The 25907-nt window shown below is 63.8% G+C and carries 24 protein-coding genes; 7 read left to right on the top strand and 17 right to left on the bottom strand.

Annotated features, from left to right (window positions below):
• The first annotated feature begins 82 nt into the window (after positions 1-82).
• On the top strand, positions 83-1519 hold the full coding sequence (locus IT775_RS06215; protein WP_212700222.1) for a Ni/Fe hydrogenase subunit alpha: 1437 nt from the start codon (positions 83-85) through the stop codon (positions 1517-1519).
• Positions 1519-1959, top strand: coding sequence for a hydrogenase maturation protease (locus IT775_RS06210; protein ID WP_212700221.1), 441 nt, complete (start codon positions 1519-1521; stop codon positions 1957-1959). The genes IT775_RS06215 and IT775_RS06210 overlap by 1 nt, the downstream gene beginning before the upstream one ends.
• Before the next feature lie 18 nt (positions 1960-1977).
• On the opposite strand, the gene IT775_RS06205 is transcribed toward IT775_RS06210, so the two are convergent.
• The 6 genes from IT775_RS06205 to phnC form a co-directional block, all read right to left on the bottom strand.
• The gene (locus tag IT775_RS06205; protein ID WP_212700220.1) at positions 1978-2463 is read right to left on the bottom strand and encodes a hypothetical protein; all 486 of its coding nucleotides are present in this window, start codon (positions 2461-2463) and stop codon (positions 1978-1980) included.
• Positions 2460-3014 (bottom strand): hypothetical protein, encoded by a 555-nt coding sequence (locus IT775_RS06200; protein WP_212700219.1) that lies wholly within the window; start codon positions 3012-3014, stop codon positions 2460-2462. The genes IT775_RS06205 and IT775_RS06200 overlap by 4 nt, the downstream gene beginning before the upstream one ends.
• Before the next feature lie 283 nt (positions 3015-3297).
• Positions 3298-4026, bottom strand: coding sequence for a phosphonate ABC transporter, permease protein PhnE (phnE, locus tag IT775_RS06195; protein ID WP_246525387.1), 729 nt, complete (start codon positions 4024-4026; stop codon positions 3298-3300).
• A gap of 120 nt (positions 4027-4146) precedes the next feature.
• Positions 4147-5091 carry a phosphonate ABC transporter, permease protein PhnE gene (gene phnE / locus IT775_RS06190; RefSeq protein WP_212700218.1) on the bottom strand — a complete coding sequence of 315 codons (945 nt, stop codon included), beginning with the start codon at positions 5089-5091 and terminating at the stop codon, positions 4147-4149.
• A 63-nt stretch (positions 5092-5154) separates the two neighbouring features.
• A complete protein-coding gene (phnD, locus tag IT775_RS06185; protein WP_212700217.1) occupies positions 5155-6075 on the bottom strand; it encodes a phosphate/phosphite/phosphonate ABC transporter substrate-binding protein in 921 nt (306 codons plus the stop codon).
• Positions 6076-6109: 34 nt separating this feature from the next.
• Positions 6110-6928: a phosphonate ABC transporter ATP-binding protein gene (phnC, locus tag IT775_RS06180; protein ID WP_212700216.1), complete on the bottom strand. Its 819-nt coding sequence runs from the start codon at positions 6926-6928 to the stop codon at positions 6110-6112.
• Positions 6929-7163: 235 nt separating this feature from the next.
• On the opposite strand from phnC, the gene IT775_RS06175 reads away from it, so the two are divergent.
• Positions 7164-8345, top strand: coding sequence for an amidohydrolase (locus IT775_RS06175; protein WP_212700215.1), 1182 nt, complete (start codon positions 7164-7166; stop codon positions 8343-8345).
• Positions 8346-8438: 93 nt separating this feature from the next.
• Here IT775_RS06175 and IT775_RS21255 read toward each other — a convergent pair whose 3' ends face one another.
• The 10 genes from IT775_RS21255 to IT775_RS06130 all read right to left on the bottom strand — a co-directional run bounded on the left by IT775_RS21255 (position 8439) and on the right by IT775_RS06130 (position 19423).
• Complete coding sequence (locus IT775_RS21255) at positions 8439-8732, bottom strand: amidohydrolase family protein (RefSeq protein ID WP_246525371.1); 294 nt, start codon at positions 8730-8732, stop codon at positions 8439-8441.
• 18 nt (positions 8733-8750) lie between these two features.
• Positions 8751-9620 (bottom strand): alpha-D-ribose 1-methylphosphonate 5-triphosphate diphosphatase, encoded by an 870-nt coding sequence (locus IT775_RS06170; RefSeq protein ID WP_246525369.1) that lies wholly within the window; start codon positions 9618-9620, stop codon positions 8751-8753.
• Positions 9607-9753 carry a hypothetical protein gene (locus tag IT775_RS06165; RefSeq protein WP_212700214.1) on the bottom strand — a complete coding sequence of 49 codons (147 nt, stop codon included), beginning with the start codon at positions 9751-9753 and terminating at the stop codon, positions 9607-9609. Before IT775_RS06165 ends, IT775_RS06170 begins: the two co-directional genes overlap by 14 nt.
• Positions 9753-10460 carry a phosphonate metabolism transcriptional regulator PhnF gene (phnF, locus tag IT775_RS06160; RefSeq protein ID WP_212700213.1) on the bottom strand — a complete coding sequence of 236 codons (708 nt, stop codon included), beginning with the start codon at positions 10458-10460 and terminating at the stop codon, positions 9753-9755. The genes IT775_RS06165 and phnF overlap by 1 nt, the downstream gene beginning before the upstream one ends.
• 189 nt (positions 10461-10649) lie before the next feature.
• The gene (locus IT775_RS06155) at positions 10650-11156 is read right to left on the bottom strand and encodes an aminomethyltransferase family protein (protein WP_212700212.1); all 507 of its coding nucleotides are present in this window, start codon (positions 11154-11156) and stop codon (positions 10650-10652) included.
• A complete protein-coding gene (locus IT775_RS06150) occupies positions 11149-13947 on the bottom strand; it encodes a 2Fe-2S iron-sulfur cluster-binding protein (RefSeq protein ID WP_212700211.1) in 2799 nt (932 codons plus the stop codon). Before IT775_RS06150 ends, IT775_RS06155 begins: the two co-directional genes overlap by 8 nt.
• Positions 13944-14210 (bottom strand): sarcosine oxidase subunit delta, encoded by a 267-nt coding sequence (locus IT775_RS06145; RefSeq protein WP_212700210.1) that lies wholly within the window; start codon positions 14208-14210, stop codon positions 13944-13946. Before IT775_RS06145 ends, IT775_RS06150 begins: the two co-directional genes overlap by 4 nt.
• Positions 14211-14218: 8 nt before the next feature.
• Positions 14219-15472 (bottom strand): sarcosine oxidase subunit beta family protein, encoded by a 1254-nt coding sequence (locus IT775_RS06140; protein WP_212700209.1) that lies wholly within the window; start codon positions 15470-15472, stop codon positions 14219-14221.
• 1 nt (position 15473) lies between these two features.
• The gene (locus IT775_RS06135) at positions 15474-17018 is read right to left on the bottom strand and encodes a trimethylamine methyltransferase family protein (RefSeq protein WP_212700208.1); all 1545 of its coding nucleotides are present in this window, start codon (positions 17016-17018) and stop codon (positions 15474-15476) included.
• Positions 17018-19423 carry a GcvT family protein gene (locus IT775_RS06130; RefSeq protein WP_212700207.1) on the bottom strand — a complete coding sequence of 802 codons (2406 nt, stop codon included), beginning with the start codon at positions 19421-19423 and terminating at the stop codon, positions 17018-17020. The genes IT775_RS06135 and IT775_RS06130 overlap by 1 nt, the downstream gene beginning before the upstream one ends.
• Positions 19424-19605: 182 nt before the next feature.
• Here IT775_RS06130 and IT775_RS06125 point away from each other — a divergent pair, with 182 nt between their 5' ends.
• From IT775_RS06125 to IT775_RS06110, 4 genes are all read left to right on the top strand, one after another.
• Entirely contained in the window at positions 19606-20277 is a 672-nt protein-coding gene (locus IT775_RS06125) for a TetR/AcrR family transcriptional regulator (RefSeq protein ID WP_212700206.1), read from the top strand.
• A 594-nt stretch (positions 20278-20871) separates the two neighbouring features.
• Positions 20872-21849 (top strand): ABC transporter substrate-binding protein, encoded by a 978-nt coding sequence (locus tag IT775_RS06120; RefSeq protein ID WP_212700205.1) that lies wholly within the window; start codon positions 20872-20874, stop codon positions 21847-21849.
• Between the two features lie 86 nt (positions 21850-21935).
• On the top strand, positions 21936-22985 hold the full coding sequence (locus IT775_RS06115; protein ID WP_212700204.1) for an ABC transporter permease: 1050 nt from the start codon (positions 21936-21938) through the stop codon (positions 22983-22985).
• A 10-nt stretch (positions 22986-22995) separates the two neighbouring features.
• The gene (locus IT775_RS06110) at positions 22996-24045 is read left to right on the top strand and encodes a quaternary amine ABC transporter ATP-binding protein (protein ID WP_212700203.1); all 1050 of its coding nucleotides are present in this window, start codon (positions 22996-22998) and stop codon (positions 24043-24045) included.
• Between the two features lie 98 nt (positions 24046-24143).
• Here the strand turns inward: IT775_RS06110 and IT775_RS06105 are convergent, their stop codons facing one another.
• Positions 24144-25415, bottom strand: a complete 1272-nt coding sequence (locus IT775_RS06105; RefSeq protein ID WP_212700202.1) for a DEAD/DEAH box helicase — start codon at positions 25413-25415, stop codon at positions 24144-24146.
• Between the last annotated feature and the right edge of the window lie 492 nt (positions 25416-25907).

Genomic DNA, 25907 nt, shown 5'->3' with positions numbered 1-25907 from the left:
AAGCCCCCGCCCATGGGGGCTGTCGGGGGCTGCCCGGCCTGAAGCCGGGCGGGGACTTTCCTTCGCACGGGGGGCTGAATCCATGACGGAACCCAGACTGATCGAAATCTCGCCACTGACCCGGGTCGAGGGCCACGGCAAGGTGACCATTCACCTCGATGCCGAGGGGCAGGTCGACGAGGCGCGGTTGCATATCGTCGAATTCCGCGGGTTTGAACGTTTCATCCGCGGCCGCCTGCTGTGGGAAGTGCCGGTGATCGTGCAGCGGCTTTGCGGTATCTGCCCGGTCAGCCATCATTTGGCGGCGGCCAAGGCGATGGACATGATCTGCGGCGTCGATCAATTGCCGCCGACGGCGGAAAAAATGCGCCGGCTGATGCATTACGGCCAGGTGATGCAAAGCCACGTTCTGCATTTCTTCCACCTCGCCGCGCCCGATTTGCTGTTCGGTTTCGGAGCGCCAGCGGAAAAACGCAATATCTTCGAGGTTCTGAAGGATCAGCCCGAACTGGGCCGCCGGGCCATCATGATGCGCAAGTTCGGACAGGACATCATCGAGGCCACGGCGGGCAAGAAAATCCACGGCACCGGCGCCATTCCCGGCGGCATCAACAAGAACCTGTCGATTGAAACCCGTGATGCGCTGCTGGCGCAGCTCACGGACATGGAAACATGGGCACAGGACGCGCTGGCGCTGGCGCGGAACTACACGCTGGACAATGCCGAGATGGTACGCGGCTTCGCCGCCTTCCCTTCGCATTACCTGTCGCTGGTGCGCGGTGGCGATGGGGCGCTGGACCTCTACGATGGCAATTTGCGCGCCTTGTCCGCCGATGGCGACATGATCTTCGACCAGCTCGATACGCGCCGCTATCACGAGGCGCTGGTCGAGGATGTGCGGTCGTGGTCCTACATGAAATTCCCGTTCTTCAAGGCCCTCGGGCCGGAGGAGGGATGGTATCGTGTCGGGCCTTTGGCGCGGATGAACACCGCCAGCTTCATCGACACCCCCCAGGCCGACGCAGCGCGCACCGAATTGATGGAAACCAACCACGGATTGCCGCAGCATGCCGTTCTGGCCAATCACTGGGCGCGGATGATCGAGGTGCTGCATTGCATCGAAAAGATCCGCGACCTGCTACACGATCCCGACTTGCAGGGCACCGACCTGCGCGGCACCGGCGAGAGGCGGCAGGAAGGCATCGGCGTGTTAGAGGCGCCGCGCGGCAACCTGATCCACCATTACCAGGTCGATGAGAACGATCAGGTGACCTATTGCAACCTGATCGTGTCGACGACCCACAATAACGAGGGGCTGAACCGGGCCGTGCGGGACGTCGCGGAAAAACACATCTCGGGCCAGAGCCAGATCACCGAAGGCATGCTGAACCATGTCGAGGTGGCGATCCGCGCCTATGACCCCTGCCTGAGCTGCGCCACCCACGCGTTGGGGCAGATGCCGCTGCAGGTCGAACTGTTCGATGCGGCGGGCGCTTTGCTGGACCGCAAGGCCAACTGATGCTGCTGATCGGCTACGGCAATCCGGGGCGCGGCGATGACGGGCTGGGCCCGGCCTTCGCGGAGCGGATCGAACGGGCCGGGCCGCCCGGCGTCGCGGTGCTGAGCGATTACCAGCTCACCGTCGAACACGCGTTCGACGTGGCCGGTGCCGATTGCGTGGTGTTCGCCGATGCGCTGATCGGCGGCGACGGTGCGTTCCGTTTTACCGGGGCGCAAAGCGACACCGCCGCCGATATCGGCAGTCACAGCCTGTCGCCCGAGGCCGTGCTGACGCTGGCCGCAACGCTTTATGGCGCAAGGCCGGCGGCCCATGTCATGGCGATCAGTGGCGTGGAGTTCGGCGAGGTCAAGGAAGGGCTGAGCCCGCGGGCGCAGCGCAATCTCGACCGGGCCTGTGATTTTTTCTTCGCTTGGCTGGCCGGGTACGGCAACGTTTAGCGGCATTTCGGCGGCGCGTCAGTAAAACAGCATCCCCACCGCTGCCACGACCAGCGGCACCGGCCAGCTGACCGCGAACCGGGCGATGACCTCGTGCCGCCCCATCAGCGGCAATTCATACGCCAGGATCTTGGTCAGGGAAAACAGCGACCACGATGTGACATAGGCCAGCGCGGCGACCGGCGACGCCCCGGTCTTCAGCGCCGCCGCCGCGATGGCGAAACTGACGAAAGGGCCGCCAGGTGTCAGCGGCCCCATCGCCGTGGCCAGCAACAGCCCGGTCATCCCTGCCGCGTCGCCGAACATCGTCTCAACCTGGTTTTCGGGCAGCAGTTCGGCGAAGAACCCTGCGCCCAGCAGCGCGGCCACCATGCGGGGCAGCATGAATTTCAGCATCTGCACCGAGGCCACCATCGAGGCGCGCCGCCATTCCGCGTTGGGCAATTGCAGCAACAGCCAGACCGCCATGCCGCAGATCAGCGCCGAACCGATGAGTATGTTCATGCGCGTACCCTCCAAGGTAGCAGCCGCACCGCGAACCCCAGCAGCACCGGCAGCGGCAGGCTTACGATCCAGCGCAGCGCCACCATGTCATGCGGCAGGAAGGAAAACTCCCAGATCAATGTGCGGTTGAGGCTCAAAAGGCTCCACCCCGACACGAAGGCGATGATCGCGCCCAGATCGGCGCCGGCGGCGGCAAATCCGGCGGCAAGCGGGAAGGTCATCGCTGGCCCGCCGGGGATCACCATGCCCGCCAGCATCGCGATGCTCAGCCCGCGCAAGCCGCTGTTGCGCCCGATCCAGGCGGCGACACGGTCGCGGGGCAGGATCAACGGCAGGGTGGCGGCGATGAAGACGCCGGCGGCGATCTTTGGGCTGAGCACCGCGATGAAGCCCAGCGTCTCGACCGCGATTTCGCCGACCCGGCCGATACCGGATTTCACCATCACGCCGATACCACCGGCGACGGTAAAGGCCAGAAGTACCAGGAAACCGTTGTCGATCACCTTGCGGCGGCGCGGTGCGGGGGGCGGGTCGGCAGTGATGTTTTTCAATCTAGGGATCCACGCTCAGCGTCCGGATATCGGGAGCGTCGCGGCGTATCTTCCCGCGGCCAGTCCCACCAGGCCATGTTGTGCAGCGCCTAGGCCCGCGCTTCGGAGAAGCGCCGCTTGATGAAGCGGGCCGGAACGCCCCGCGCACTACCGTATAAGGCGCCACGGCCCTCGTCACAACCGCCGCCGCGACGATCCACGAACCGGTGCCGATATGGTCACAATTCACCACCTACGCCACTGGGGGAAGCCGCGCGGGGCCGGCAACCGGCCGCTGTCCGGTTCATTTCGCGGCTTCCCATGTGCCGATGATCCGCTTGCGGAGGATGCCGCTGAGGTAATCGATGACATAGACCATGATGATGATCAGGAAGATGATCGACCAGGCTTCGTCCCATTTATAGGCGCTGATCCGGTCGGACAGCAGGAACCCAATGCCGCCCGCCCCGACGATCCCGAGGATGGTGCCGGATCGGACGTTGGATTCGAAATTGTAGAGCAGCACAGACAGGATCACCGGGTTGACCTGCGGCAACAGGCCGAAACGGATCTGTTGCAACCGTGATCCGCCCGAGGCCCTGAAGCCCTCGATCGGTTTTTCCGACGTGTTCTCGATCGCTTCGGAAAACAGCTTGGCGAAGGTGCCGATCTCGCTGACCGCGATGGCGAGGATACCGGGCAGCGGGCCCAGCCCGAAGGCGCGGATGAAGATCAGCGCCAATATCAGCGTTTCAAATGCGCGGATGAAATCGTAACCCCGCCGGACCCCGAGGCGCAGGATATTCAGCCGGTTGATGTTCCTTGCGCCTAGGAAGGACAGCGGCAAGGCGATGGCCGCGCCCAGAAGCGTGCCGAGGAAGGCCATCGACAGGGTTTCGCCCAGGCCCTTGGCGATCTCGGAAAACTCCGCCCAGCTTTGCCAGATATCGGGCGGCAACATGAAGCCCAGCACATCGCCGAAGCGCGAAATGCCCTCCCAGATGCGCGCGGGCGAGAAGTTGAAGGCCCACAGGCAATAGCCGAACAGCGCTGCGAAAAGCGCCCACAGCGCGGCGCAGCCGCACCGGCAGCGGTTCGCGGAAGGCCAGCGGCATCGCTTCGCGGGCCTTGGTGATCTGCTGCGGGGTCACGTTCATGCCCGTTCTCCAAGTCCGATGATGCGGTGGCGAAGCTTTTCCGAACCAAAGTCGATCAGTCCCACCATGGCGAAGATGATCAGGAACAGCGCCGACAGGTCGGTATATTCCTGGAAACTCATCGCCGTCCTGACTTCCTGGCCCAGTCCGCCTGCGCCGACATAGCCGATGATCGACGACGACCGGACGTTGATTTCGAAGCGCAGCAGCGTGTAGCTGATGATGTTCGGCAGCACTTGCGGCACCGCGCCATAGCGGATCTGGTCGAACCAACTACCGCCCGCCGCCTTGACGCCCTCAAGCGGGCGCATGTCGATGTTTTCGTTAACTTCCGAATACAGTTTGCCAAGCGCGCCGCAGGCATGCAGCCCGATGGCCATAACGCCCGCCATCGGGCCGACCGAGAAGCAGAAAACGAATATAAGTGCCCAGACCAGTTCCGGCACGGTGCGGGCGATTTCCAGATAGCGGCGGCTGACCCACAGCACCCACTTGTTGGGCGACAGGTTGCGCGCCGCCGGGAAGGACAGAAGAAAGCCGCCGATCACCCCGAAGGCGGTCGCCATGAAGGCGATCAGGATGGTTTCGATCAGCAGTTTGACCCAGACCTTCCAGCGCAAGAACCATTCGGCCAGATCGGCGCCGAACGTGTCCCAACGCAGCACCGGCAGCGTCTTTTCAACATATTCGCCCAGCCGCGGTAGCCCCGCACCGATGATCCAGCGCCATTCGCGCGATCCGTCGGGCAGCGACACCTGCGTCACCTTGAAGAAATCGCCCAGCCAGGCGGTGGCCATGAACAGGAACAGGAATAGCGCCGACGCAATGGTCCAGTTGATCCGCGCTCTGCGGCGCTGAATCGCGAAGTCGCGTTCGAAGGCGGCGATGGCACCCGGGCCGTTCAGGGCGGGGGTAGCGGAAAAAGCGGCGGTATGGGGCATGAATTCCGGTCCGTTTGGACAGAAGAAGGGCGGGTCCTGATGACCCGCCCCCGCTTGCGTTGATTACGAACCGGCACGGCGCTGGCGCTTCATCCACTGGCGCATGTCGACGATCCACTGGTAACGTTCGTGGTCGACGCGGGCAAAGCCGGTGGTGGGGTTGCTGTCTTCGGGATCGAAGGAGGAATAGAGCTTCCAGCCTGCTTCGTCGGCGCTCGGGAATTGCTCGATCGCGGCGGTGATGTCCTCGATCATGTCGGCCGGCAGGTTCTTGCGGAAGGTCCAGGGCCCCGAGGTGATTTCCGGGCTTTCCCAGATCTTGCAGACGACGCCGGATTCGATCATGCCCTTGGCTTCCATCCGCTGCGGGATGCCGTTGGCGTCATTGTTCTGCCAGGTCGAGGCGGTGTCGAACGTGCCGTTGACGACGCCCTGAACGCCGGCTTCGTGCGAGCCGGAGAACGGGGTGGCGGCGAAATGTTCCTCGGGAACGAAGCCGAGCCGTTCCTTCATGTTGAAATAGGGAACCGCATAGCCCGAGGTCGAGTCGGGTTCGGCGAAGGCATGGACCTTGCCCTTGGCGTCGGCCAGCGATTTGATGCCGCTGTCGCAACGGCTCACCACGATCGAATGATAGCCGGTGTTGCCGTCCTTCTTCTGCGCGGTCAGGGTCGGCACCACGCCGCCATCGGTGGCGGTGTAGACGGCGGCATAGGAGGACGAACCGAAGCGGGCGACCTCGATCTGGTCGGCGGCGATGGCCTGGATCACGCCGTCATAGTTGCCGGCGGTGAAAATCTCGACCTTCACGTCCAGCTTCTTTTCCAGAAACGCGCGCAGGGGTTCGTTGCGCTGCAGCCGGTCCTTTTCGTTTTCGCCCGACAGGATGCCGAACTTGACGACCTGGTAGTCGTCTTTCCAGCCTTCGGCGACGGCCGGGGCAGCGATAAGCGCCACGAGGGCGGCGGTGGTCAGCAGTTTCATGGTCTTTCTCCGTGGATTGCAGAGTGGTGGGGGATCAGGCGGGAATGGGTGCGGGATGCGCCCCGGCCTTGATCGAGGTCGAGGTGACGGCTTCGTTGAATTCGGCCAATCCGTCCGATCCGTAGATGTCGCGCACCACATCGTCGGTCAGCTGGGCGGCGGTGCCGTCGAACATCACCCGGCCGAAGCGCATGGCGACGATCCGGTCGCAATAGGCCCGCGCGGTGTCGAGCGTGTGCAGGTTGACCAGAACGGTCAGCCCGTCCTCGGAATTGATGCTGCGCAGCGCCTCCATCACTCGGGTCGCATTGCCCGGATCGAGCGAGGCGATGGGTTCGTCGGCCAGCATGATGCGCAGTTTCTGCACCAGGGCGCGGGCGATGGCGACGCGCTGCTGCTGGCCGCCCGACAGGGTGCCGGCGCGCTGCAGCGCCTTGGGCGCCATGTCCAGCCGGTCCAGCGCCTGGATCGCCATTGTGCGTTCCGCGTCGGAAAACCGCATCGCCATGGAACTGGCAAAGCCATGTTCGGCCAACCGCCCGATCAGCACGTTGGTCAGCACGTCGAGCCGGTCGACGAGGTTGAACTGCTGGAAGATCATTGCGCAATCGCGGCGCCAGTCGCGCAGCGCCTTGCCTTTCAGCGCGGTAATGTCGGTCGCGCCGAAGGAAATCGACCCCGCGGTGGGATCGATCAGCCGGTTGATCAGCCGCAGCATGGTGGATTTGCCGGCGCCCGAACGCCCGATGACTCCGACGAACTGACCCGGCTGGATGGACAGCGAGACACTGTCGACGGCCTTGGTGTTGCCGAAATGGCGGGAAACGGCGTTCAGGATCAGTGCAGCGGTCATGGCGATTCATCCGAATGATTCCTGTGCCCGTTGTAAGAATCGCCGGTAACATCCCCGTCTCGTCGGAATGACAAATCCGTCTCTCGATAATGACAAAACGGTTACGGGGCAGGGGCGGGCCCCGAGCCGGTGAACGTTGGTCGCGAACGCGCCGGCCCTGCCGCTTTCCCCGGTTGCGGTTGGACGCATGACCTGTATTGAATGCCTGAACGTCGAATAGCGCGATGGAGACGGTATGCCCCCGAAGGATAATGCTTTCGCTCCCGGTTTTCCGAGCAACGCCGATATTGCGGCTCTGACGGAATGGCGGCGTGATCTTCATCGTCATCCCGAACTTTCCGGCGAAGAGGCCGAAACCGCCAAACGGGTTGTCGAGATGCTGTCGCCGACGAAACCCGACCGTGTCCTTGCCGGGCTGGGCGGTCATGGGATCGCTGCCGTCTATGAGGCGGCCGAGGACGGTCCGTCGATCCTTCTGCGCTGCGAACTCGATGCGTTGCCGATCGAGGAACTGGGCGACGTGCCCTATCGGTCCGAGGTTCAGGGCAAGGCCCATCTGTGCGGTCATGACGGGCATATGGCCATTCTGGCTGGCGTCGCCCGCTGGCTTGGGGCCAACCGGCCGGTCCGGGGGCGGGCCATATTGCTGTTCCAGCCCGCCGAAGAAGACGGCGCGGGCGCGGCCAAGGTCATCGCCGATCCGAGGTTCGCCGAGATCACGCCGGACTACGCATTGTCGTTGCACAACATGCCGGGCCTTCGTTTCGGCCACGCGGCGCTGGAACCGGGCGCGATGGCCTGTGCGTCGCGCGGGATGAAGATCACCCTGACCGGCCGGACCGCGCATGCGTCCCAGCCCGAAACCGGACTGTCACCGGTTCCGGCCATGTCACGGCTGATGCCCTTGCTGACGGGGCTGGGGACGGGGGGCGTGCCATCGGACCCCGATTTTTCCCTGGTGACCGTGACCCATGCGCGGGTCGGCGAACCCGCCTTCGGCGTCGCGCCGGGGCAGGCGGAGCTTTGGGTCACGCTTCGCACCCAGAACGATGCGGGTATGGATGCGCTTGTGGCGCGGGCCGAAGCCGCCGTGGGTGCGGCCGCGATCGAGGCCGGGCTGCAGCACGCGATCAGCTATCACGACGTGTTCCGCCACTGCGACAATGATGCCGAGGCAACGCAATTGCTGGCAAGCGCGCTGGAGGCCGAGAACATTCCGACGGAACCGGGCAAATTGCCGATGCGCGCATCGGAAGATTTCGGACGCTTCGGCGATGTGTCGAAATCGGCCATGATGCTGCTTGGGTCGGGAACCGACTGTGCCGCACTGCATAATCCCGACTATGATTTCCCCGATAGCCTGATCGCGATCGGCGCCCGCGTGTTTGTCCAGTGTTTGCGACAGCGCCTGTTCTGATTGTTATCCAGCGCGCCAATCGGCGGGCCCCGAAACCGGCCCTGCACTGGGTAGCGGGTTTGCGGTCCTGACGCCGCAATCCGGTTTCCGGGCTCAGGCCACCGCCTGAACGCGCTCGGCCAGACCGGGCAGCGATCCGTTGGAAAAAATCACCTCGCCGCGCGAAAAACTGGCGATCACCCGCCCCATGCCGGCGGGATCGACCACGGCAAGATCGGCGCGCAGCCCCGGCTGCAACCGGCCACGATCATCCAGCCCAAGCGCCTTGGCCGGGTTTGCCGTCGCCAGCACCGCCGCCCCCGCCAGCCCCTTGGGATCGGTCCCGGCAAGGACCTGGAACGCAGGCAGGATCGCGCCGGGGTGATAATCGGCGGCAAGGATATGCAATAAACCTTCTGCGTGGGCCTACCGGGCTGACAGGTTACCGGAATAGCTTTGTCCGCGCAGCGCGTTGGGCGCGCCCATCGCGTTCATCATGCCCCGGTCGGCGGTGGCCCTTGCCGCTTCAAGGGTGACTGGGAATTCACCGATGGCAGCCCCCAGTTCGGCCATCAGATGGGCCTTTTCCTCGGTGTCGTCATCATGGCTTGCCAACGGCACGCCATGGCCCCGGCATAGCTCGGACACCTGGCGCATATTGTCCAGCAGGACCTGCTGTGGCCGGCTGCGTTCGGCGATCCTGGTGGTCACGATCTGCCGCGCTTCGGTCTGGCTAACGCCACGATGGGCGGCGACATGTGCGATGTGGCGTTCGATGTCGCGATACTGCCCCTGACCCGGCGTGTGATCCATCAGCGACACCAGGTCGACGGTGCCCGCCGCGATCAGATCGGCAATCACAGCGACCGCATTGTCGAAGGTGATGTCGAACCGGGCATGGATGCGGTGATCCACCCGGCAGTCGCCGCGCAGCGCGTGCAGGGTGCGGATGGTTCCGCTGGTATGCTCGAAGAAGCGCCGTTCGCCATCCCGCGTCCCGCGCGAAAAGCTGACGGCGGCATAGGCGGTGGTCACGCCCGAGGCCGTCAGTCGGGCATCGAGATGCGGCAGCGCCACCTGCATCGGGAAATCGACCTTCAGCCGCGGTTCCATCTCGACCTCGATCATGTCGCCATGCATGTCGATGAAGCCGGGAAAAATCTGCAGCCCGCGGCCTTGCAGCCCGCCGGGCACCGGGGTTTCCGCGATGTCGGCGATCAGGCCGTTTTCGATGCGGATCGAACCGTGATCGACCACACGGTCGGGCAGGATGAGGGTGAAATCAGACAGCCACATCTTCGCGCTCCTCTGGCTGGGGGACATCCTTGGTCGGGCCGATGACGCTGTCGATCAGACGTGCGTCCAAGGCGGTGCGGAACAGGGGGCTGGGCAGTGCCTCGTGCGGGGTATCGGGAAGGGATTGGATCATCACTGGACACCGTCGGTTTCGAAGGTGAATTTCACCCGCGTGGCGGACCAGATCACTTCGCTGAAGCTCAGCGGCGTGCCGTCCATCATCGTGTCGACGGCGCGAATGACCATCACCGGCAGGTCGGGGTGCTGTTTCAGCAGACGCGCTTCCTCGGGACGGGCAAGCCTGCCATGGATGGAGGTTTCGCCGCGCAGGTAGTCGGCGATGCCATAGGATTTCCAGGTTTCGGTGGCCGACCCCAGCAGGTCCATGCGCTCGACGAAATCGGGGAAGCGTTCGGCCGAGCGATAGGCGCGGCCGAACGCGATCGGTACCTTGTTGGCGCGGGTCAGGCGGCGGCTTTCGATCACCGGCGCCCCCGGTTCCAGCCACAGCGCATGCTGCACCCGGCCGCTGGCCGCGATCCGTTCGGCGCCCAGCAATTCGCCGCTGACATCAATGCCCTGCGCATGCAGCCTCGTGCGCCTGCCGATGGCATAGGCGATCGTGGGCGCGGTTTCCACGAAGGTGCCGCGGCCCTGTTCGACGCGCAGCTTGCCGGTCTTGGCCAGTTCCGCGATCGCCTTGCGGACCGAATGGCGCCCGGCCTGATGCCGTTCGGCCAGTTGCGGTTCGGTGGGCAGCCGTTCACCCGGTTGCAACTGCCCCGAGGCGATATCGTCCTCGATCGCGTCCCGGATGGATTTCCATTTGTCTCTGCTCATCGTCGTCCCGATTCATTCGGATGAATCGGTTCTGGGCGCGCCATGTCACAGGGCGATGACGGTTTCGCGAAGCTTTTCCGGCACGGGGTCGCCGGTCCGGGGAACGGATCGGCAAGAAACCCAGCACCAATTTGGGCCGGGGCTTTGCGCAGGCTGCAGATGCCTGCACGCAACCGCCCGGCGTCGGGGTCAGAGCCGGACCGCCTGTCGGGTCAGGGTCTGCCAGGCGGGGTGCGCCTGGGCGCGGGGGACATGTAGCCGATACCCGTCCTCGGCCCCGTAGCGGTAAAGAAACACGCCAAAACCGAACAGATTCCGCGCGACCGAGCGCGATGGTTTCTGCAAGCTGAGTTCCGCACCATGTTTCAGCAGGTCCAGCGCTTTCGGGCCCGACAGGTCGAAGACGGTATAGGCGTCGCTTGCGTCTGACACCGCCTGTTCTTGTTCCTGGTTCCAGCCGTCCGGCATCTCCAGCCCGTTCACCCGCAGAATCCGGTCGCGCCGCAGGCAGAGTGAATAGCTGTCATCGGTCGCGATGTCCGGCCATTCGATTGCGCCGGGATAATGCGACAGGATGGAAGGACCCGAAATCAGCGTCTGGCGCTCCGGTTCGGTAGTTGCAAGGGAAATGCCCTGGGCATCGAACCGGGGCCATCGGCCGTCATGAGCGGCCCATCTGTGGCGGTCGTCACGCATGCAGGCGCTCTCCTTCCGCATCGAAAAAACAGGGGGCGCAGATCGTCGCGGTGAATCGCTGTCCCTGGTGCCAGGCGGTGACGCGTTCGCCGATCCGGTCGGCCCCGCGTTCCAGCAGGCCAAGTGCGATGGGGTGACCCAGCGTCGTGCTGTCATGGCTGGTGGTGACATAGCCTTGCGAGCGGGGCCGTTCCCCTTCGCCGACCAGATGCGCGCCAACGGGCAGGGCCGGGGCGCCCGGTTCCACGCTGAACCCGACCAGCTGCTTGCGGTCGTCGCGGTTGGCGCCCTCCATGTGCAGGCTGCGGTCGCCGACAAAGGCGGCCCTTTTCTTCTGTCGCGGGATGCCGAAGCCAAGGTCATGCGGCATGGTTTCGCCCTCGGTATCCTTGCCGATCAGGATGTATCCCTTTTCGGCGCGCAGCACTGACAGCGCCTCGATCCCGACCGGGCATGCCCCCAGCTTTTCGCCTGCAGCGGCAAGCGCCTGCCACAGGTCCGCGGCACGGCTGCTGCGGATCGAGATCTCGTAACTCAGATCGCCAGTGAAACTGACCCGCGCGATGCGCACCGGGGTGCCGTCGAAGCTGCTGTAGTGCAGTGTCATATGAGGAAAAGCCCCTGCGGACAGGTCCAGCGGTATGTCCAGCGCCGCCACGATGTCGCGCGCCTTGGGGCCTGTCACGGTGACGGTTGACCAGGCTTGCGTCAGGTCGTGGATGAAAATCCGGTCGGGGTCGTTGCCGTCCTGCCGCCAGGTTTCGAGATGCGCTCGAACGTGATCGGTATGGGAGGAGGAGCAGGAAATCAGGAACCGGTTCCGGTCCAGCCGCGCGATGACCCCGTCATCCATGATATGGCCCCGTTCCGTCAGCATGAAACCATAGCGGATTTGACCCGGCTTCAGGGTGGAGACGGTGTTGTAGTAGATGAAATCGACGAACCTTTCGGCATCCGGCCCTATCACCTCGATCTTGCCCAACGGCGAGGCGTCGAGGATGCCCGCCACCTTGCGCGCTGTCACAACCTCGTCGCGGATATGGAATTTCGGATCGCCCGACCCGTACCAGCCGGGGCGCAGCCAGCCGCCATATTCACCCAGGGCCGCATTCGCCGCGCGGTGCTGCGCTTCCAGCGTCAGCCGTTTCAGCGGATGATAAAGCTGCCCGGCATGGGGGCCGGAATAAAGCGCGATGGGCTGCGGCACGAAGGGCGGGCGGAAAGTGGTGGTGCCGACCTCGGGAATCGCCCGGCCCTGTATCGCCGCCATCGCCGCTAGCCCCGCCATATTCGAGGTTTTGCCCTGATCCGGCGCCATGCCCAGCGTGGTGTAGCGTTTCAGATGCTCGACCGAGACATAGTTTTCACGCGCCGCCAGTTCGATATCCTTCAGCGTCACGTCATGCTGGAAATCGATCCATTGCCGCCCTTTTGACCCCGGTTTCGGCCAGAGCGGGGTAAGCCGGTAGGTGCCCGTCCCGTCAGGGCGGGGTTCATGCCGGGCCACCGCGCGGGCTTCGGCCAGCGCATGATCCAGGTCGAAGCTGCCGTTGGCCGCCCCGATAGCCGCCATGCCTTCTGGTGTCGCGCCGGGCAGGAAAGCCTGTCGCTGCTCGCACCAGTCCAGCTTGCCGCCGGCATGGCGCCACAGGTGCACCAGCGGGGTCATGCCGCCCGACACCAGAACGGTGTCGGCGGGGTGGCGTTTGCCCGCCACTTCGACCCCTTTCAGGCGCTTGCCGCCCAAGGCGCGGATCGCGCCGTCGGTTGGGTCGATTTCGGTGACATTGGCCCCGGCCCGCGCCAGCATCCGCACGGCGGGGGCGGCAAAGCTGTTGTTGGACAACACCGCGATGTCCCGCCCGGCCAACACGCCATACCGCGCCAGCCATTCGCAGGCCGCGTCCAACGACATCACGCCGGGCCGGTCATTGTCGGCGAAGGTGATGGGGCGGTCGATCGCACCGCTGGCCAGAACGATCCGGTCCGCCCGTATCCGCCACAGCCGCGGCGCGGTGCCGAACGCGCCCTGCTGCGCTAGCCCCACCAAGCGGTGGTCGAAGACGCCGAAGGCGGTGGTCGCGGTCATCACCCGGCCGCCTGCGGCTTCGATCGCCGCCAGTTGATCGTCGACCCAATCGCGCGGCGTTTGTCCTTCGACGCTGTCGAGCTGATAGAGCCTGCCGCCCGCGACGTCGTGGTCGTCGACCAGAACCACGTCCTGACCGGCCTCCGCTGCCGCGCGTGCGACCGCCAGCCCTGCTGCACCGCCGCCGACGATCAGAACCTCGCAATGATCGTGCAACTGGTCCGAGGCATAGCCGTCGATAAGGTCGGTGTTAAGTTCGCCAAGCCCGGCCATGCGGCGGATCATCGGTTCGAACAGGTGCCAGTCGGGCCAGATGAAGGTCTTGTAATAAAATCCCGCGCCAAGCCAGCGATGCAAAAGGTCCAGCCCGCCCTTCAGATCGAACCGGGCCGAGGGAAAGGCGTTCACAGACCGCGCTTCCATGCCCGTTTCCAGCATCGTCGCGGCGCCCAGGCAGTTGGGGAGTTCAGCACCATCCAGGGTCACGTTGAAGACCGCGTTCGGATCTTCGATCCACGCCCCCCACGGTCCACGCGGGCGGTGATATTTGAAACTGCGCCCCATGACCCGCACGCCGTTGGCCAAGAGCGCCGACACCAGTGTGTCGCCTTTGAAACCCTGATACGACTTGCCGTCGAAGCTGAATTGCAGCGGGCGCGACCGGTCGATCAGACCGCCCTCGGCGGTGCGGCGGGAAGTCATTGCGCATCCTCCCGCAACGGGGCGGACGACAGAACCTCCATCGTCACGCTGTCGCGTTCCATCGCGAAAAGCTCGGAACAGGTCAGGTGCATCCAGACCTCGCGCACGCGGCCTTTTTCGTTGCGCTGATCGTTCAGGTAATGCGCCCAGCCCTCCGGGCTGACGGTGCGTGTGGTGTCGGGGCGCGCCTTGCCGGCCTCCCCGGCGAAATGGAATTCGTGTTCGTCGCGCGGGCCGCAGAAAGGGCAGGGGAAAAGCTGCATGAAACCTCCTAATGCGCGATGCCGGACGCTGCGCCTTCGTCGATCAAGCGCCCGGTGGTGAAGCGGTTTTGATCGAACGGGCGGCTGATGTCGTGATGGCTGCCGGTTGCAAGGATATGGGCGAACAGATAGCCGCCGGCGGGGATCGCCTTGAACCCGCCGGTGCCCCAGCCGAAGTTGAAATAGAGCCCCTGCAGCGCCGAGGGGCCTAGGATCGGGGAACTGTCCGGGGTCACATCGACGATCCCGGCCCAGTGGCGCACGATCTTGACCTTGGACAGCATCGGCAGCATTTCGGTCAGCCCCGCCATCACGGCTTCCTGCACCGGCAGGTTGCCGCGCTGGCCATAGGACGGCACCCGGTCCAGCGCGCCGCCGATCACCAATCCGCCCTTGTCTGACTGGCTGACATAGGTGCCGGTGATCGGGGAAATCAGTACCGTGTCCAGCACCGGTTTCAGCGGTTCCGACACGAAAGCCTGCAGCGCGTAGGAATTGATCGGCAACCCGACGCCTGCCTTTTCCGCCAGCACCGAGGAATGCCCGGCCACCGCCGCGCCGACGCGACCGGCGTGGATATCGCCCCGGTTGGTCGACACGCCGACACAGCGCCCGCCTTCGGTCAGGAAATCCAAGACTTCGCAATTCTGGATGATGTCGACCCCGGCGGCATCGGCGGCGCGGGCAAAGCCCCAGGCCACCGCGTCGTGCCGCCCGGTCCCGCCGCGCGGCTGCAACACGGCGCCGTGGATCGGCAGGCGGGCATCGGGGCGGATGTTCAGCGCGGGGATGAATTTGCGCAGCTGATCGGCGTCCAGCAATTCGGCGTCGGTGCCATTGAGGCGCATGGCGTTGACCAGCCGCGCGGCCATTTCCATTTCCGGTTCGGAATGGCACAGGTTGGTGACGCCGCGCTGGGAAAACATCACGTTGTAATTCAGATCCCGCGACAGTCCCTCGTAGAGCCGCACCGACAGGTCATAAAGCGCGACGCTTTCGGGATAGAAGTAGTTCGACCGGATCACCGTGGTGTTGCGGCCCGTGTTGCCGCCGCCCAGCCATCCCTTTTCCAGCACCGCCACATTGGTGATGCCGTGTTTCTTCGCGAGGTAGTAAGCGGTGGCCAATCCGTGCCCACCGCCGCCGATGACGATCACGTCATAGCGTTTCTTCGGCTCGGGCGAACGCCAGGCCTGGCCCCAGCCCTTGTGGCCGCGCATCCCCTGAAGAAAGAGGTTCCATGCGGAATAGCGTTTCGCCATGTCAGCTCTCCGGTGGGGCGCCGCCGGCGGCGGTTCGCTTGGCGATGAAGGTCTGCATCGCCTCGAACCGGTCGCCATCGACCGGGGGGCGGGCATCCTCGGACAGGATGTTCTGCCAGATATCGCTGGCCCGCTCGCTGGCGCTGCGTTCACCCTTTTCGGTCCATGTGCCGAAGTTGGACCAGTCCGCGACCAGCGGGTCATAGAACTCGGTCTGGTAGCGTTCCAACGTGTGGGCAGCGCCGAAGAAATGGCCGGCAGGTTCCACTTCGGCCAGCGCGTCGAAGGCGATGTCGCTGTCTTCGGCCGCCGCCGCGACGCACATTTCCGCCACCATCTGAAGCACTTCCATATCGGTGATCATCTTTTCATACGATAGGGTCAACCCGCCCTCCAGCCAACCGGCGGAATGCAGGATCACGGTCGCCCCCGCCATCAGGCTGCCCCAGAGCGCGAACTGGGTTTCGTTGGCCGCCTGCGCATCGTTGAGATTGGCTGCCGATCCGCCGGCGCAACGCCACGGCAGCCCGATCAGCCGCGCCAGTTGCCCCGCCGCCAGCGAGGCCTTGAAATGTTCCGGTGTGCCGAAGGCGGGCGCCCCCGATTTCATGTCCACGTTCGAGGTGAACGTGCCATAGAGCACCGGCGCACCGGGTTTCGCCAGCTGGGTCAGGGTGATCGCCGCCAGCGCTTCGGCATGCGACAGCATCACCGCGCCGGCCACGGTGATCGGCGCCATCGCCCCCATCAGCGTGAACGGGGTGACGATCGACACCTGCCCGAACCGGGCGAAATCGATCAGCCCCTGCGCCATCGGGATATCCAGAACGCGCGGCGAATTTGTGTTGATGATGGTGAAGCAGTGGGGGGCGGCCCGAAATTCGGCGTCCGACAGGCCGCGGAAATCGTGCAGCATTTCAAAACTGTCTTCGACCTGCGGGGTACCGCGGGCGTAGACAAAGGGCAGCTTGTCGCTGAGCGTCAACTGCGCCTCCATGGTGAACAGATGGCGCGTCTGGGTCGGGATGTCCTGCGGTTCGACCATCGGCGGCAGCATGTGCATGACGTCGAAATGCTGGGCGATCTGCACCAGTTCGCGGAAATCCCGCCCGGTGCCGGGGCGGCGGCCACGTTTCAGGTCAGTGGCATGCGGCGTGCCCGATCCCGGCAGGAAGGTCAGTGCACCGGGATCCAGCAACACGTCGCGGTCGCGCGTCCCGGCGCGGCACAGGATCGAACGCGGCGCGGAGGCGAGCGCCGCCTCGACGATATCGCGGCCGACGAACACCATCCCGGACGCCTCGTCGACCCGCGCCCCGGCCTGCCGGAACAGTGCCCGCGCCTGCGGCAGCAACACCTTCATCCCCTGTTCTTCCAGCACCCGCAGGGCGGTGTGGTGGATCGCGGCGATGCGGTCTTCGGAAAAGGCGGGCATCGGCGGGAAGGGATTGCGCAGCTGGCGGTAATTCACCTGCCGCTGCGGGGTCGCCTTGGCGCCGCGGTCGCGGCCACGGCGGCGAGGCCGGGAGTTTGCCTGCTGATCCATCACGCCCTCATCGCTTTGCCGCTGGGGTCATAGGGCGACGGCGCGATCACCGTCGCGGGGCGTTCGACGCCGACCACATGTACCGTCAGTTCGGTCCCTTCGGCCGCCTTGTCGCGATCGATCATCGCCATGGCCAGCGATTTTCCGATCGAATGACCATAGCCGCCCGAGGTGACGAAGCCGACACGTTCGCCGCCTTGCCAGACGGGTTCGTAGCCGCTGCAATCGGCGTCAACCGCGCCGACCTCGAGCGTCGCCAGAACCTGCGCCGGGCCCGGTCCGCCGCGTTCTGTCAGGGCCGCATCGCGTCCGATGAAATCGCCCTTGTCCCAGGCGATCCAGCGGTCCAGCCCGGTTTGTCCCGCCGTATAGCCTTGGGTGAATTCCGCCGACCAGATGCCGAAGCTTTTTTCCAGCCGCATCGACAGCACCGCGTTGAAGCCGACCTCGCGCAACCCGTGATCGGCCCCGGCCCGCAACAGCGCCCGGCGCAAGGCGATGTGATCGGCGGCCGAGCAGTGGATTTCATACCCCCTTTCGCCGGTCACCGACAGCCGTCCCACACGCGCCCGGGTCAGCCCGATATCGAAGGTCCCGCAGCCCATCAGTGGCAACTCGGCGATGGGTCCGTCGGTCAGGCTTTGGAGGATGGCAAGGCTTTTCGGCCCGGCGATGGAAAACCCGACGGTGCCGTCGCCGATATCGCGCACGGTAATCCCGTCGACCATGTGATCGGTGAACCAGCGCATGTGCCATTCACGCAGGTAATAGGATCCCATCAGCCACCACGTCCCGTCGCCCCAGTTGAACACGGTCAGGTCGCCTTTCAGCTTGCCTTCGGGGGACAGCATCGGGGCCAGTTTGGCGCGGCCCGCCGGTGGCAGTTTGCAGGCCAGCAGGTGATCGAGCCAGGCTTCGGCATTCGGTCCGCAGATTTCGAACCGGGAATAGCCCGAGATGTCGATCAGCCCGGCCGCGTCGCGCGTGGCCCTGCATTCCGCGCCCACGATGTCGAAGGCGTTCGACCGTTTCAGCGTCGGGGCTTCCTCGAAGCCTTGCGGGGCGAAGTAGAGCGGCACTTCCAGCCCGTAGCTGACGCCCCATCTGCAACCCGCCGCCGTCATGTCGGAATAGCTCGGCGCCATACGCGCTGGCCGTCCCGCGGGAAGCTGTTCGTTGGGATAGGACATCACGAAGCGGCGGGAATAGAATTGCCCGGTGGTTCCCTTGATGTACCGCTTGTTCTGGGCGTAATCGCCGTAGCGCGCCACGTCCATGCCGAAGATATCGGCCTCGGGTTCGCCGTGGATGATCCATTCGGCCAGCGATTTGCCGACCCCGCCGCCTTGCAGGAATCCGGCCATCACGGCGCAGGCGCACCAGTAATTGCGCTTGCCGCGCACCGGCCCGACCAAGGGGTTGCCGTCGGGCGAGAAGGTGAAGGCGCCGTTGACCCATGTCTTGATCCCGACGTCGTTCAGGCAGGGGTAGCGTTCGAATCCCTTCAGCAATTCGTTTTCGATCCGGCCGATATCTTCCTGCTGCAATTCGAACCCGTAATCCCACGGCGCGCCGTCCATCATCCAGTGGTCGTGATCGGCCTCGTAGATGCCCAGCAGCATCCCTTTCTGGTCCTGCCGCATATAGGTGAAGCCTTCGGGGTCCATGATCATCGGCAGTTCTTCGTCCAATGCCGCGACCTCGGGGATGGTATCGGTGATCAGGTAGTGGTGGTTCAAGGGCGACACCGGCAATTCGATCCCGGCCATGCGCCCGACCTGCTTGGCCCAGAGCCCGGCGGCATTGACCACGTGTTCGCATGTGATGATGCCCTTTTCGGTCACCACCTGCCAGCCGTCGGGAAATTCGTGGAGCTCCAGCACCCGGTTGTTTTCGATCACCGTCGCGCCGCGTTTCTTGGCCGCCCCGGCATAGGCGTGCACGGTGCCGGTGGTGTCGACATAGCCTTCGCGGTCGGCCCAGAGCGCGCCTTGCACCCCTTCTGGGTTCATCAGCGGGTTCAGCGCGGCGGCTTCCTCGGCGCTGATCAGGCGGCAATCCTCGATGCCGATGGTCTGGAACACGCGATAGGCCGATTGCAGCCATTCCCAACGCTCCGGCGTGGAGGCCAGCGTCATGCCGCCGGTCATGTGCATGCCGATCGATTGGCCCGATTCCTTTTCGATCTCGGACAGAAGGTCGATCGTGTAACCCTGCAGTGCCGCGATGTTCGGATCGGCGTTCAGCGCGTGCACCCCGCCGGCGGCGTGCCAGCTGGACCCGGCGGTCAGGACCTTGCGTTCGATCAGGCAGACGTCGGGCCAGCCGAATTTGGCTAGGTGATAGAGAACCGACGTCCCCACGATGCCGCCGCCGATCACCACGACACGATAATGCGACTTCATGATCCCTCCGAAAGGTTGATTCACCGCGACGGTAAGCGCGTGTTTTTTGCCTGTCTAGACAAAACTGTCCAGTACTCGGAACGGCTTTGGACATTTCTGTTCAGTTGTGCAAAATTCGGTGACCTGCCCGCCCGTCCGACAAGCCGAAAAGGCGGGTGTGTCTTTACCATCGGAGGTGTCGAATGCCCAAATCCCAGCCGGTGCCGTTGCATCGTGAAGATCCGGACAAGCCGGAACTGGTGGGGAACATCAAGGTCACCCGCGAAGACTGGCTCAACGTGGCGCGCGACATCCTGGTCAGTGACGGGGTGGGGGAGGTCAAGGTGCTGACCATCGGTCAGCGGCTGGGCGTTTCGCGATCCAGTTTCTACTGGTATTTCAAGAGCCGCAAACACCTGCTCGAGGCGCTGCTTGACGATTGGGAAGCGCGCAATACCGCCACCATCGTCAGCCATTGCCGGATGCCCGCCCGCAGCATCAACGCCGCCGTGTGCAATTTCTTCCGCTGTTTCATCGATCCGGACCTGTTCGATCAGGGGCTGGATTTCGCGGTCCGCGAATGGTCGCGGCGCAGCGGATCGGTGCGCCAGCGCATCGACGCGGCCGACAGCACCCGGCTGCAGGCGGTGCAAGAGATGTTCGAACGGTATGGCTATGCCCCGGACGACGCGGATGCGCGGGCTCGGATTCTCTATTACATGCAGCTTGGGTATCATGCGCTGGAAGTGCGCGAACCAATGTCGGCGCGTATCGACCGGCTGGAACAGTACCTTGTCGGTTTCACCGGTGTCGCCCCCGAGCCGGAAGACATCGAGGATCACAAGGCTTTCTGCCTGTCCGTCGGATCCGGGTGACGCCGGGGCCGCCGCGCTTGCTTGTCAGGCGGTGGCCAGGTCGCTATTTGACAAGCTATGTCGCTTCTGTTCCATTATCTGCCGTAAAGTGCCCTGAACAGGGGTGTCCAATGATGCAGCCTGATCCGGCGGATATGTGAAAACTGCTCTGTCAGGTTTTGGTTGCCGCGCATGGTCGAATGGCAAAGGAGGGCGAGGATACGGACATCAAGGTGCTTGTTGTGATGGCTGCGTCCTCGCCGCAAGGGACAGCATGAATGTCGTGGGCCAGGTGCCGGGGATGGGTGCCTTACCTCGGGGAAGGGAAAGGACTTTTTACATCGATGCCCTTGAACCCCTGAATCAAATGCTATTCCCTTAAGCCGAAGTGCGAGACAGCGACCAAATAGCGTTCTCCCCAGTCTGGCGGCTGAAATGGCCGAATTTCCCGGGCGTGGGTATCGTGGGGCCAAGCGTCGACGCGACGTCGGCGATTTCGCTGCTACTGCTTGATTACTCCCGATCCAATCGACTGCGATAATGCCCTGCCGAAACTGCGGCTTGGGAAATAGTCAAGAAAAATTCAATAATTACATCCAAATAGGAGGTATCCTGATGTCAAATAATCTACTCAAGAGCGGGGTCGCTGCGACCGCCATCGCCCTGTCCGCCGGCGCAGCGTCGGCCAGTTGCGGCGAAGTCACCATGACCGAAATGAACTGGGCGTCGAGCCAGGTCGTCTCGGGCGTGGCCAAGTTCATTCTGGAACAGGGCTATGGTTGCAGCATCGAGATGGTGCCGTCCTCGACCGTTCCGGCGCTGGCCTCGGTGGCGGAAACTGGCGAACCCGATATCGTGACCGAACTGTGGATCAACGGTGCGCCGTCCTATGAGAAACTGGAATCCGAAGGCAAGATCAGCACCCTGACCGACGTACTGTCCGATGGCGGTGTCGAAGGCTGGTGGGTGCCCGATTACATCGTCGCCGAACATCCCGAAGCCGGCACGCTGGAAGGCATCCTGGCCAATCCCGACCTGATCGGAAACCGTTTCCACCAGTGTCCCGAAGGCTGGGGCTGTCAGCGCGCCAACGCGTCGAAAACCAAGGCCTTCGGCGTGGTCGATGCCGGTATCGAGGTGTTCCAGCACGGTTCGGGCGAAACCCTCGCCTCGTCGATCGCGGCGGCCTATGAAAACAAGGAACCGTGGTTCGGATATTACTGGGGTCCGACTGCGATCCTGGGCAAATACCCGATGGTGAAGATCGACCTTGGCGACTACAACGCCGAAGTCCACGCCTGTGACTCGGACCCCGAATGCCCCAATCGTGGGGTCGGGAAATCGGAATATCCGGTCAGCCCGGTCAAAACGGTCGTGACCGCCGAATTCAAGGACACGCATCCCGCCGAAGCTGCGTTCATGAAGAACCTGTCCTTCACCAACGCGCAGATGAACGACATCCTGGCGTGGAAAGAAGCCAATACCGCCTCGACCGAGGAAGCGGCGGTCTACTTCCTGACCAGCAAGCCTGATGTCTGGGGCGCTTGGCTGGATGACGCGGCCAAGGAAAAGCTCGCAGCGCTTCTGAAGTAAACGACAAAGACACAAGGGCGCCCGGTGGGCGCCCTTCGCTTCTGCGGGGGAGGCCCCGCCAAGAATGAACAACAAGGGGATAGTAGATGGCCGCTTATGATTGGCTGTTCGGCGCATTGGGCCTGAAAGACTGGTGCGAACAAGAAGCGTCCGGCGGTCCGATGACCATGGCGCAGTTGCTGGCGCAATCGGGCAAGAAAGTCGAAGGAGCCGCCGAGGAAGCGGCGGGGTCCTTGTGGGATGCGCCGTTTCCGTCGCTCGATGTGCTGCACGAATCCTGCAGTTCGGTGGCGCGGACCCGGGACATGACGTCTTGGGTGGAAAACCTGTTCCTGTCGATCAAGGACCCTCTGAAGGTGGTGCTGGACCCGATTTCCCAACCGCTGAGCTGGGCGCTGGACGGGTCGCTGTGGCTGTTCCAGACGGTGCCGTGGTTCATCGTGATCCCGCTCTTGCTGCTGGCGGTCTGGGGCGCGACGAAATCGTGGAAACTGGTCGCCTTTGTCGCGATTTCATTCCTGTTCATGGCCTTCATCGATCATTACGTGCCTGCGATCCAGACCCTGTCGATCATTTTCGTCTGTACCGGCTTCAGCGTGTTGCTCGGGGTGCCAATAGGCATCTTGATGTCCCGCAGCGATGGCTTTCAGAGGGTGTCCCTGCCGGTGCTCGACATGCTACAGACGCTGCCGACCTTCGTGTACCTGATCCCGCTGATCTTCCTGTTTTCGGTGACGGAATCGAAACTCTACGGTATCGCGATCATTCTTTACGCGATCGTGCCGGTGATCCGGCTGACCGACCTGGGCATCCGGCTTGTCGACAAGGATGTGATCGAAGCCGCCGACGCTTTCGGCATGACCGACAAGCAGAAGCTGTTCGGCGTTCAAATCCCGCTGGCAATGCCCAACATCATGGCCGGCGTGAACCAGACCATCATGATGAGCCTGGCAATGGTCGTGATCGCGTCCCTGGTATCGGCCCCCGGTCTGGGTGTGCTGGTTCTGCGCGGTATCCGCAATTTGGAACTAGGCGTCGGTCTGGTGTCGGGCTTCGGCATCGTGCTTCTGGCGATTCTTCTCGACCGGGTGACCAAGGCATCGCTTGGTCGCATCAACGTCACCCAGAAACAGTAAGGAGAGGGACATGAGCAACGGACCCAAAGTCTCGATCCGCGGACTGTACAAGATCTTCGGATCGAATCCCCAAGCGATGCTGCCGCATGTCCATGGCGGCATGGGCAAGCCCGAGCTGCTGGATACCTACAACCACGTGCTGGGCCTGCAGGACATCAATGTCGACATGCAGGCCGGAGAGATCACGGTGATCATGGGGCTGTCGGGGTCGGGCAAATCAACCCTCATCCGCCACCTGAACCGGCTGATCGAACCGACCACCGGCGAGGTCATCGTCGACGGCGAGAACGTGCTGGACTATGACGAACAACAGCTGCGCCGGTTGCGCCGCGAAAAGATGTCGATGGTGTTCCAGAAATTCGCGCTGCTGCCGCACCGCACCGTGCTGCAGAACGCGGGCATGTCGCGCCTGGTGCGCGGCGAGGACGAGACCACGGCGGAAAGCCATGGCAGGCCGTGGCTGCAGCGGGTTGGGCTGGATGGGTACGAAGACCACTATCCGCACCAGCTTTCGGGCGGCATGCAGCAACGGGTGGGGATCGCCCGGGCGCTGGCTTCGGACAGCGATATCATGCTGATGGACGAAGCATTTTCCGCGCTCGACCCGTTGATCCGTACCGATATGCAGGATCTGCTTCTGGAACTGCAAAACGAATTGCAGAAAACCGTCGTCTTCATCACCCACGATCTGGACGAGGCGCTGAAGCTGGCCGATCACCTCGTGATCCTGAAGGACGGCTACGTGGTGCAGCAGGGCGAACCGCAGCATATCCTGCTCAATCCGAACGATCCCTACATTGAGGACTTCGTCAGCGACATCAACCGCGCGCGTGTGCTGCGCGTGCGTTCTGTCATGTCGCCGCTGAACGGGGAAACCGCGTTTGCCGGCGTCGTGGACGTGAACGACAACCTCGAAAAGCTGATCGAACTGTCTGGCGGCGACACGACGCATAACTTCAAGGTGCAGAAAAACGGCGAAGATGTCGGTATTCTGCATATGAAAGATCTGGTGCGGGCGCTGGTACCCACCCGGACGGGGGAAAAAGGCACTGTGCGCTAGGGGATATCCCGCCTGCCTTGAAGACATAAAAAACGCCAATGCTTGAGAAGCATTGGCGTTTTTCTTTGTCAGGTCCGCGGGGTTTCCCGCGCGTCGCGTCAGGCCGATTGCAGCTTGGCCGCGGCGGGTTTGCCGCCCCGGCGGTTGCGGTTGCGATTACGGTTGCGCGAATTGCCGCCGGGTTTCACGGCCCGCGCGGAGGGTTTGGCGGAATCCGGTTGCGCGCCGCCGCGATCCGATCCCCTGCCTTCCGGCGGGGTGGCGCCGAAGCGCAGGCCGACCAGCTTTTCGATGTCGCGCAGATACTCGCGTTCGTCGGAACTGCAGAAGGAAATCGCCACGCCTTCGCGCCCGGCGCGGGCGGTGCGGCCGATCCGGTGCACGTAGGATTCTGCGACGTTGGGAAGGTCGAAGTTGATCACCCGGGCGACGCCGGGAATGTCGATCCCGCGTGCTGCCACATCGGTGGCGACCAGAACGGTGACCTCGCCCGCGCGGAACGCCTTGATGGCGCGGTCGCGCTGGCCCTGGCTTTTGTTGCCGTGGATCGAGGCGGCGTTGTAACCGTCGGCGACCAGTTTCTTCATCAGCCGTTCGGCGGTGTGCTTGGTCCGCATGAAGACGAGGGTCAGCGCATCGGGATCTTCGGAGAGGATTTCCCGCAGCCGGCCCGGTTTGTCACCCTTGGGCATGAACTGCACCGACTGTTCGATCTTGTCGGCGGTCTTGCCCGGAGGGGCGACCTCGACACGGCGCGGATTGCTCAGGTAGCTGCGGCTAAGCTCTTCCATCTGTTTCGGCATGGTGGCGGAAAACAGCATGGTCTGGCGCGGCGACCCCAGCTTGGGGGCGATTTTGCGCAGCGCATGAATGAAGCCCATGTCCAGCATCTGGTCGGCTTCGTCCAGCACAAGGTTACGCACGGTGGACAGGTCCACCGCACCGCGATCCATCAGGTCGATCAGCCGCCCGGGCGTCGCGACCAGGATATCGGTGCCGCGCGACAGCGCGTTGATCTGGCGGTTGATCGACTGGCCGCCCACCACCGTCATGATCTTCAGCGGGGTGTTGTGCATCAGCGGGCGCATGTTGTCGGCGATCTGGCCCACCAGTTCGCGGGTCGGGGCCAGGATCAGCGCCTTTGCCGTTCCCGGCGCCGGTTTGCCCGGCTCGCCCAGCAGGCGGTCGATCATCGGCAGACCGAAGGCCAGCGTCTTGCCGGTGCCGGTCTGGGCCAGGCCCATGATGTCATGGCCGTCCAGCGCCAGCGGGATCGCCTTTTCCTGAATCTTGGTGGGTTGGGTGAATTCGGCACGTTCAAGCGCCTTGAGAAGCGTCGGGCCAAGGCCCAGCGAATTGAAATCTGACAAGTAATGTCCTTTCGGAGCGCGCAGACGTCCTCGGACGACCCGGCGCCGGGTTTCACAGGCCGCACGCATTGCGGCCCCAATCGGGGTTCGGCGGTGCCGCGGGATCACACAGGCGTTTCCCGTATGACCCGGCCCGTCCGGAGAACCCTGCGTGATGGGAACTGGTTTATCGCTGGTGCGCCCGAGGTATCGATGACCTGGCGCGGCGTGCTCACGCGGCAGCGCAGCGATGGACCCTATCTATGGATTGTTGCAGCAAAGTCAAGCGCCGCGGTTCCGGCGCGGTTTCCGGTGTGTGTCCGAAACACCGCTTTGGCTGTCCCGGACGGCTGACTTCGAACCCCGCCGCTTTGGTCTCGGTCGGCATCAGCGACGCCATTTAAGCGCTGCGCCTGCACTTCGCCCCCGCCAGAGCCACGAAAAGGAAACTGCACATATATCGGTTATCGGTGATGTGGCTCACCGGTCGGGCCTGCCTGCGAAACCCATCCG

Source organism: Thalassovita aquimarina, from assembly GCF_018219815.1.
GTDB classification, from domain to species: Bacteria; Pseudomonadota; Alphaproteobacteria; order Rhodobacterales; family Rhodobacteraceae; genus Thalassobius; species Thalassobius aquimarinus.
Note: the sequence above shows the minus strand (reverse complement) of the source record. Positions and strands in the feature narration are given on the sequence as shown.

What these genes read in the sequence shown, in the direction of transcription:
- IT775_RS06215 (WP_212700222.1), top strand. Translation starts at nt 83, where the DNA reads ATGACGGAACCCAGACTGATCGAAATCTCGCCACTGACCCGGGTCGAG.
- IT775_RS06210 (WP_212700221.1), top strand. Translation starts at nt 1,519, where the DNA reads ATGCTGCTGATCGGCTACGGCAATCCGGGGCGCGGCGATGACGGGCTG.
- IT775_RS06205 (WP_212700220.1), bottom strand. Translation starts at nt 2,463, where the DNA reads ATGAACATACTCATCGGTTCGGCGCTGATCTGCGGCATGGCGGTCTGG.
- phnE (WP_212700218.1), bottom strand. Translation starts at nt 5,091, where the DNA reads ATGCCCCATACCGCCGCTTTTTCCGCTACCCCCGCCCTGAACGGCCCG.
- phnD (WP_212700217.1), bottom strand. Translation starts at nt 6,075, where the DNA reads ATGAAACTGCTGACCACCGCCGCCCTCGTGGCGCTTATCGCTGCCCCG.
- phnC (WP_212700216.1), bottom strand. Translation starts at nt 6,928, where the DNA reads ATGACCGCTGCACTGATCCTGAACGCCGTTTCCCGCCATTTCGGCAAC.
- IT775_RS06175 (WP_212700215.1), top strand. Translation starts at nt 7,164, where the DNA reads ATGCCCCCGAAGGATAATGCTTTCGCTCCCGGTTTTCCGAGCAACGCC.
- IT775_RS06170 (WP_246525369.1), bottom strand. Translation starts at nt 9,620, where the DNA reads ATGTGGCTGTCTGATTTCACCCTCATCCTGCCCGACCGTGTGGTCGAT.
- IT775_RS06165 (WP_212700214.1), bottom strand. Translation starts at nt 9,753, where the DNA reads ATGATCCAATCCCTTCCCGATACCCCGCACGAGGCACTGCCCAGCCCC.
- phnF (WP_212700213.1), bottom strand. Translation starts at nt 10,460, where the DNA reads ATGAGCAGAGACAAATGGAAATCCATCCGGGACGCGATCGAGGACGAT.
- IT775_RS06155 (WP_212700212.1), bottom strand. Translation starts at nt 11,156, where the DNA reads ATGCGTGACGACCGCCACAGATGGGCCGCTCATGACGGCCGATGGCCC.
- IT775_RS06150 (WP_212700211.1), bottom strand. Translation starts at nt 13,947, where the DNA reads ATGACTTCCCGCCGCACCGCCGAGGGCGGTCTGATCGACCGGTCGCGC.
- IT775_RS06145 (WP_212700210.1), bottom strand. Translation starts at nt 14,210, where the DNA reads ATGCAGCTTTTCCCCTGCCCTTTCTGCGGCCCGCGCGACGAACACGAA.
- IT775_RS06140 (WP_212700209.1), bottom strand. Translation starts at nt 15,472, where the DNA reads ATGGCGAAACGCTATTCCGCATGGAACCTCTTTCTTCAGGGGATGCGC.
- IT775_RS06135 (WP_212700208.1), bottom strand. Translation starts at nt 17,018, where the DNA reads ATGGATCAGCAGGCAAACTCCCGGCCTCGCCGCCGTGGCCGCGACCGC.
- IT775_RS06130 (WP_212700207.1), bottom strand. Translation starts at nt 19,423, where the DNA reads ATGAAGTCGCATTATCGTGTCGTGGTGATCGGCGGCGGCATCGTGGGG.
- IT775_RS06125 (WP_212700206.1), top strand. Translation starts at nt 19,606, where the DNA reads ATGCCCAAATCCCAGCCGGTGCCGTTGCATCGTGAAGATCCGGACAAG.
- IT775_RS06120 (WP_212700205.1), top strand. Translation starts at nt 20,872, where the DNA reads ATGTCAAATAATCTACTCAAGAGCGGGGTCGCTGCGACCGCCATCGCC.
- IT775_RS06115 (WP_212700204.1), top strand. Translation starts at nt 21,936, where the DNA reads ATGGCCGCTTATGATTGGCTGTTCGGCGCATTGGGCCTGAAAGACTGG.
- IT775_RS06110 (WP_212700203.1), top strand. Translation starts at nt 22,996, where the DNA reads ATGAGCAACGGACCCAAAGTCTCGATCCGCGGACTGTACAAGATCTTC.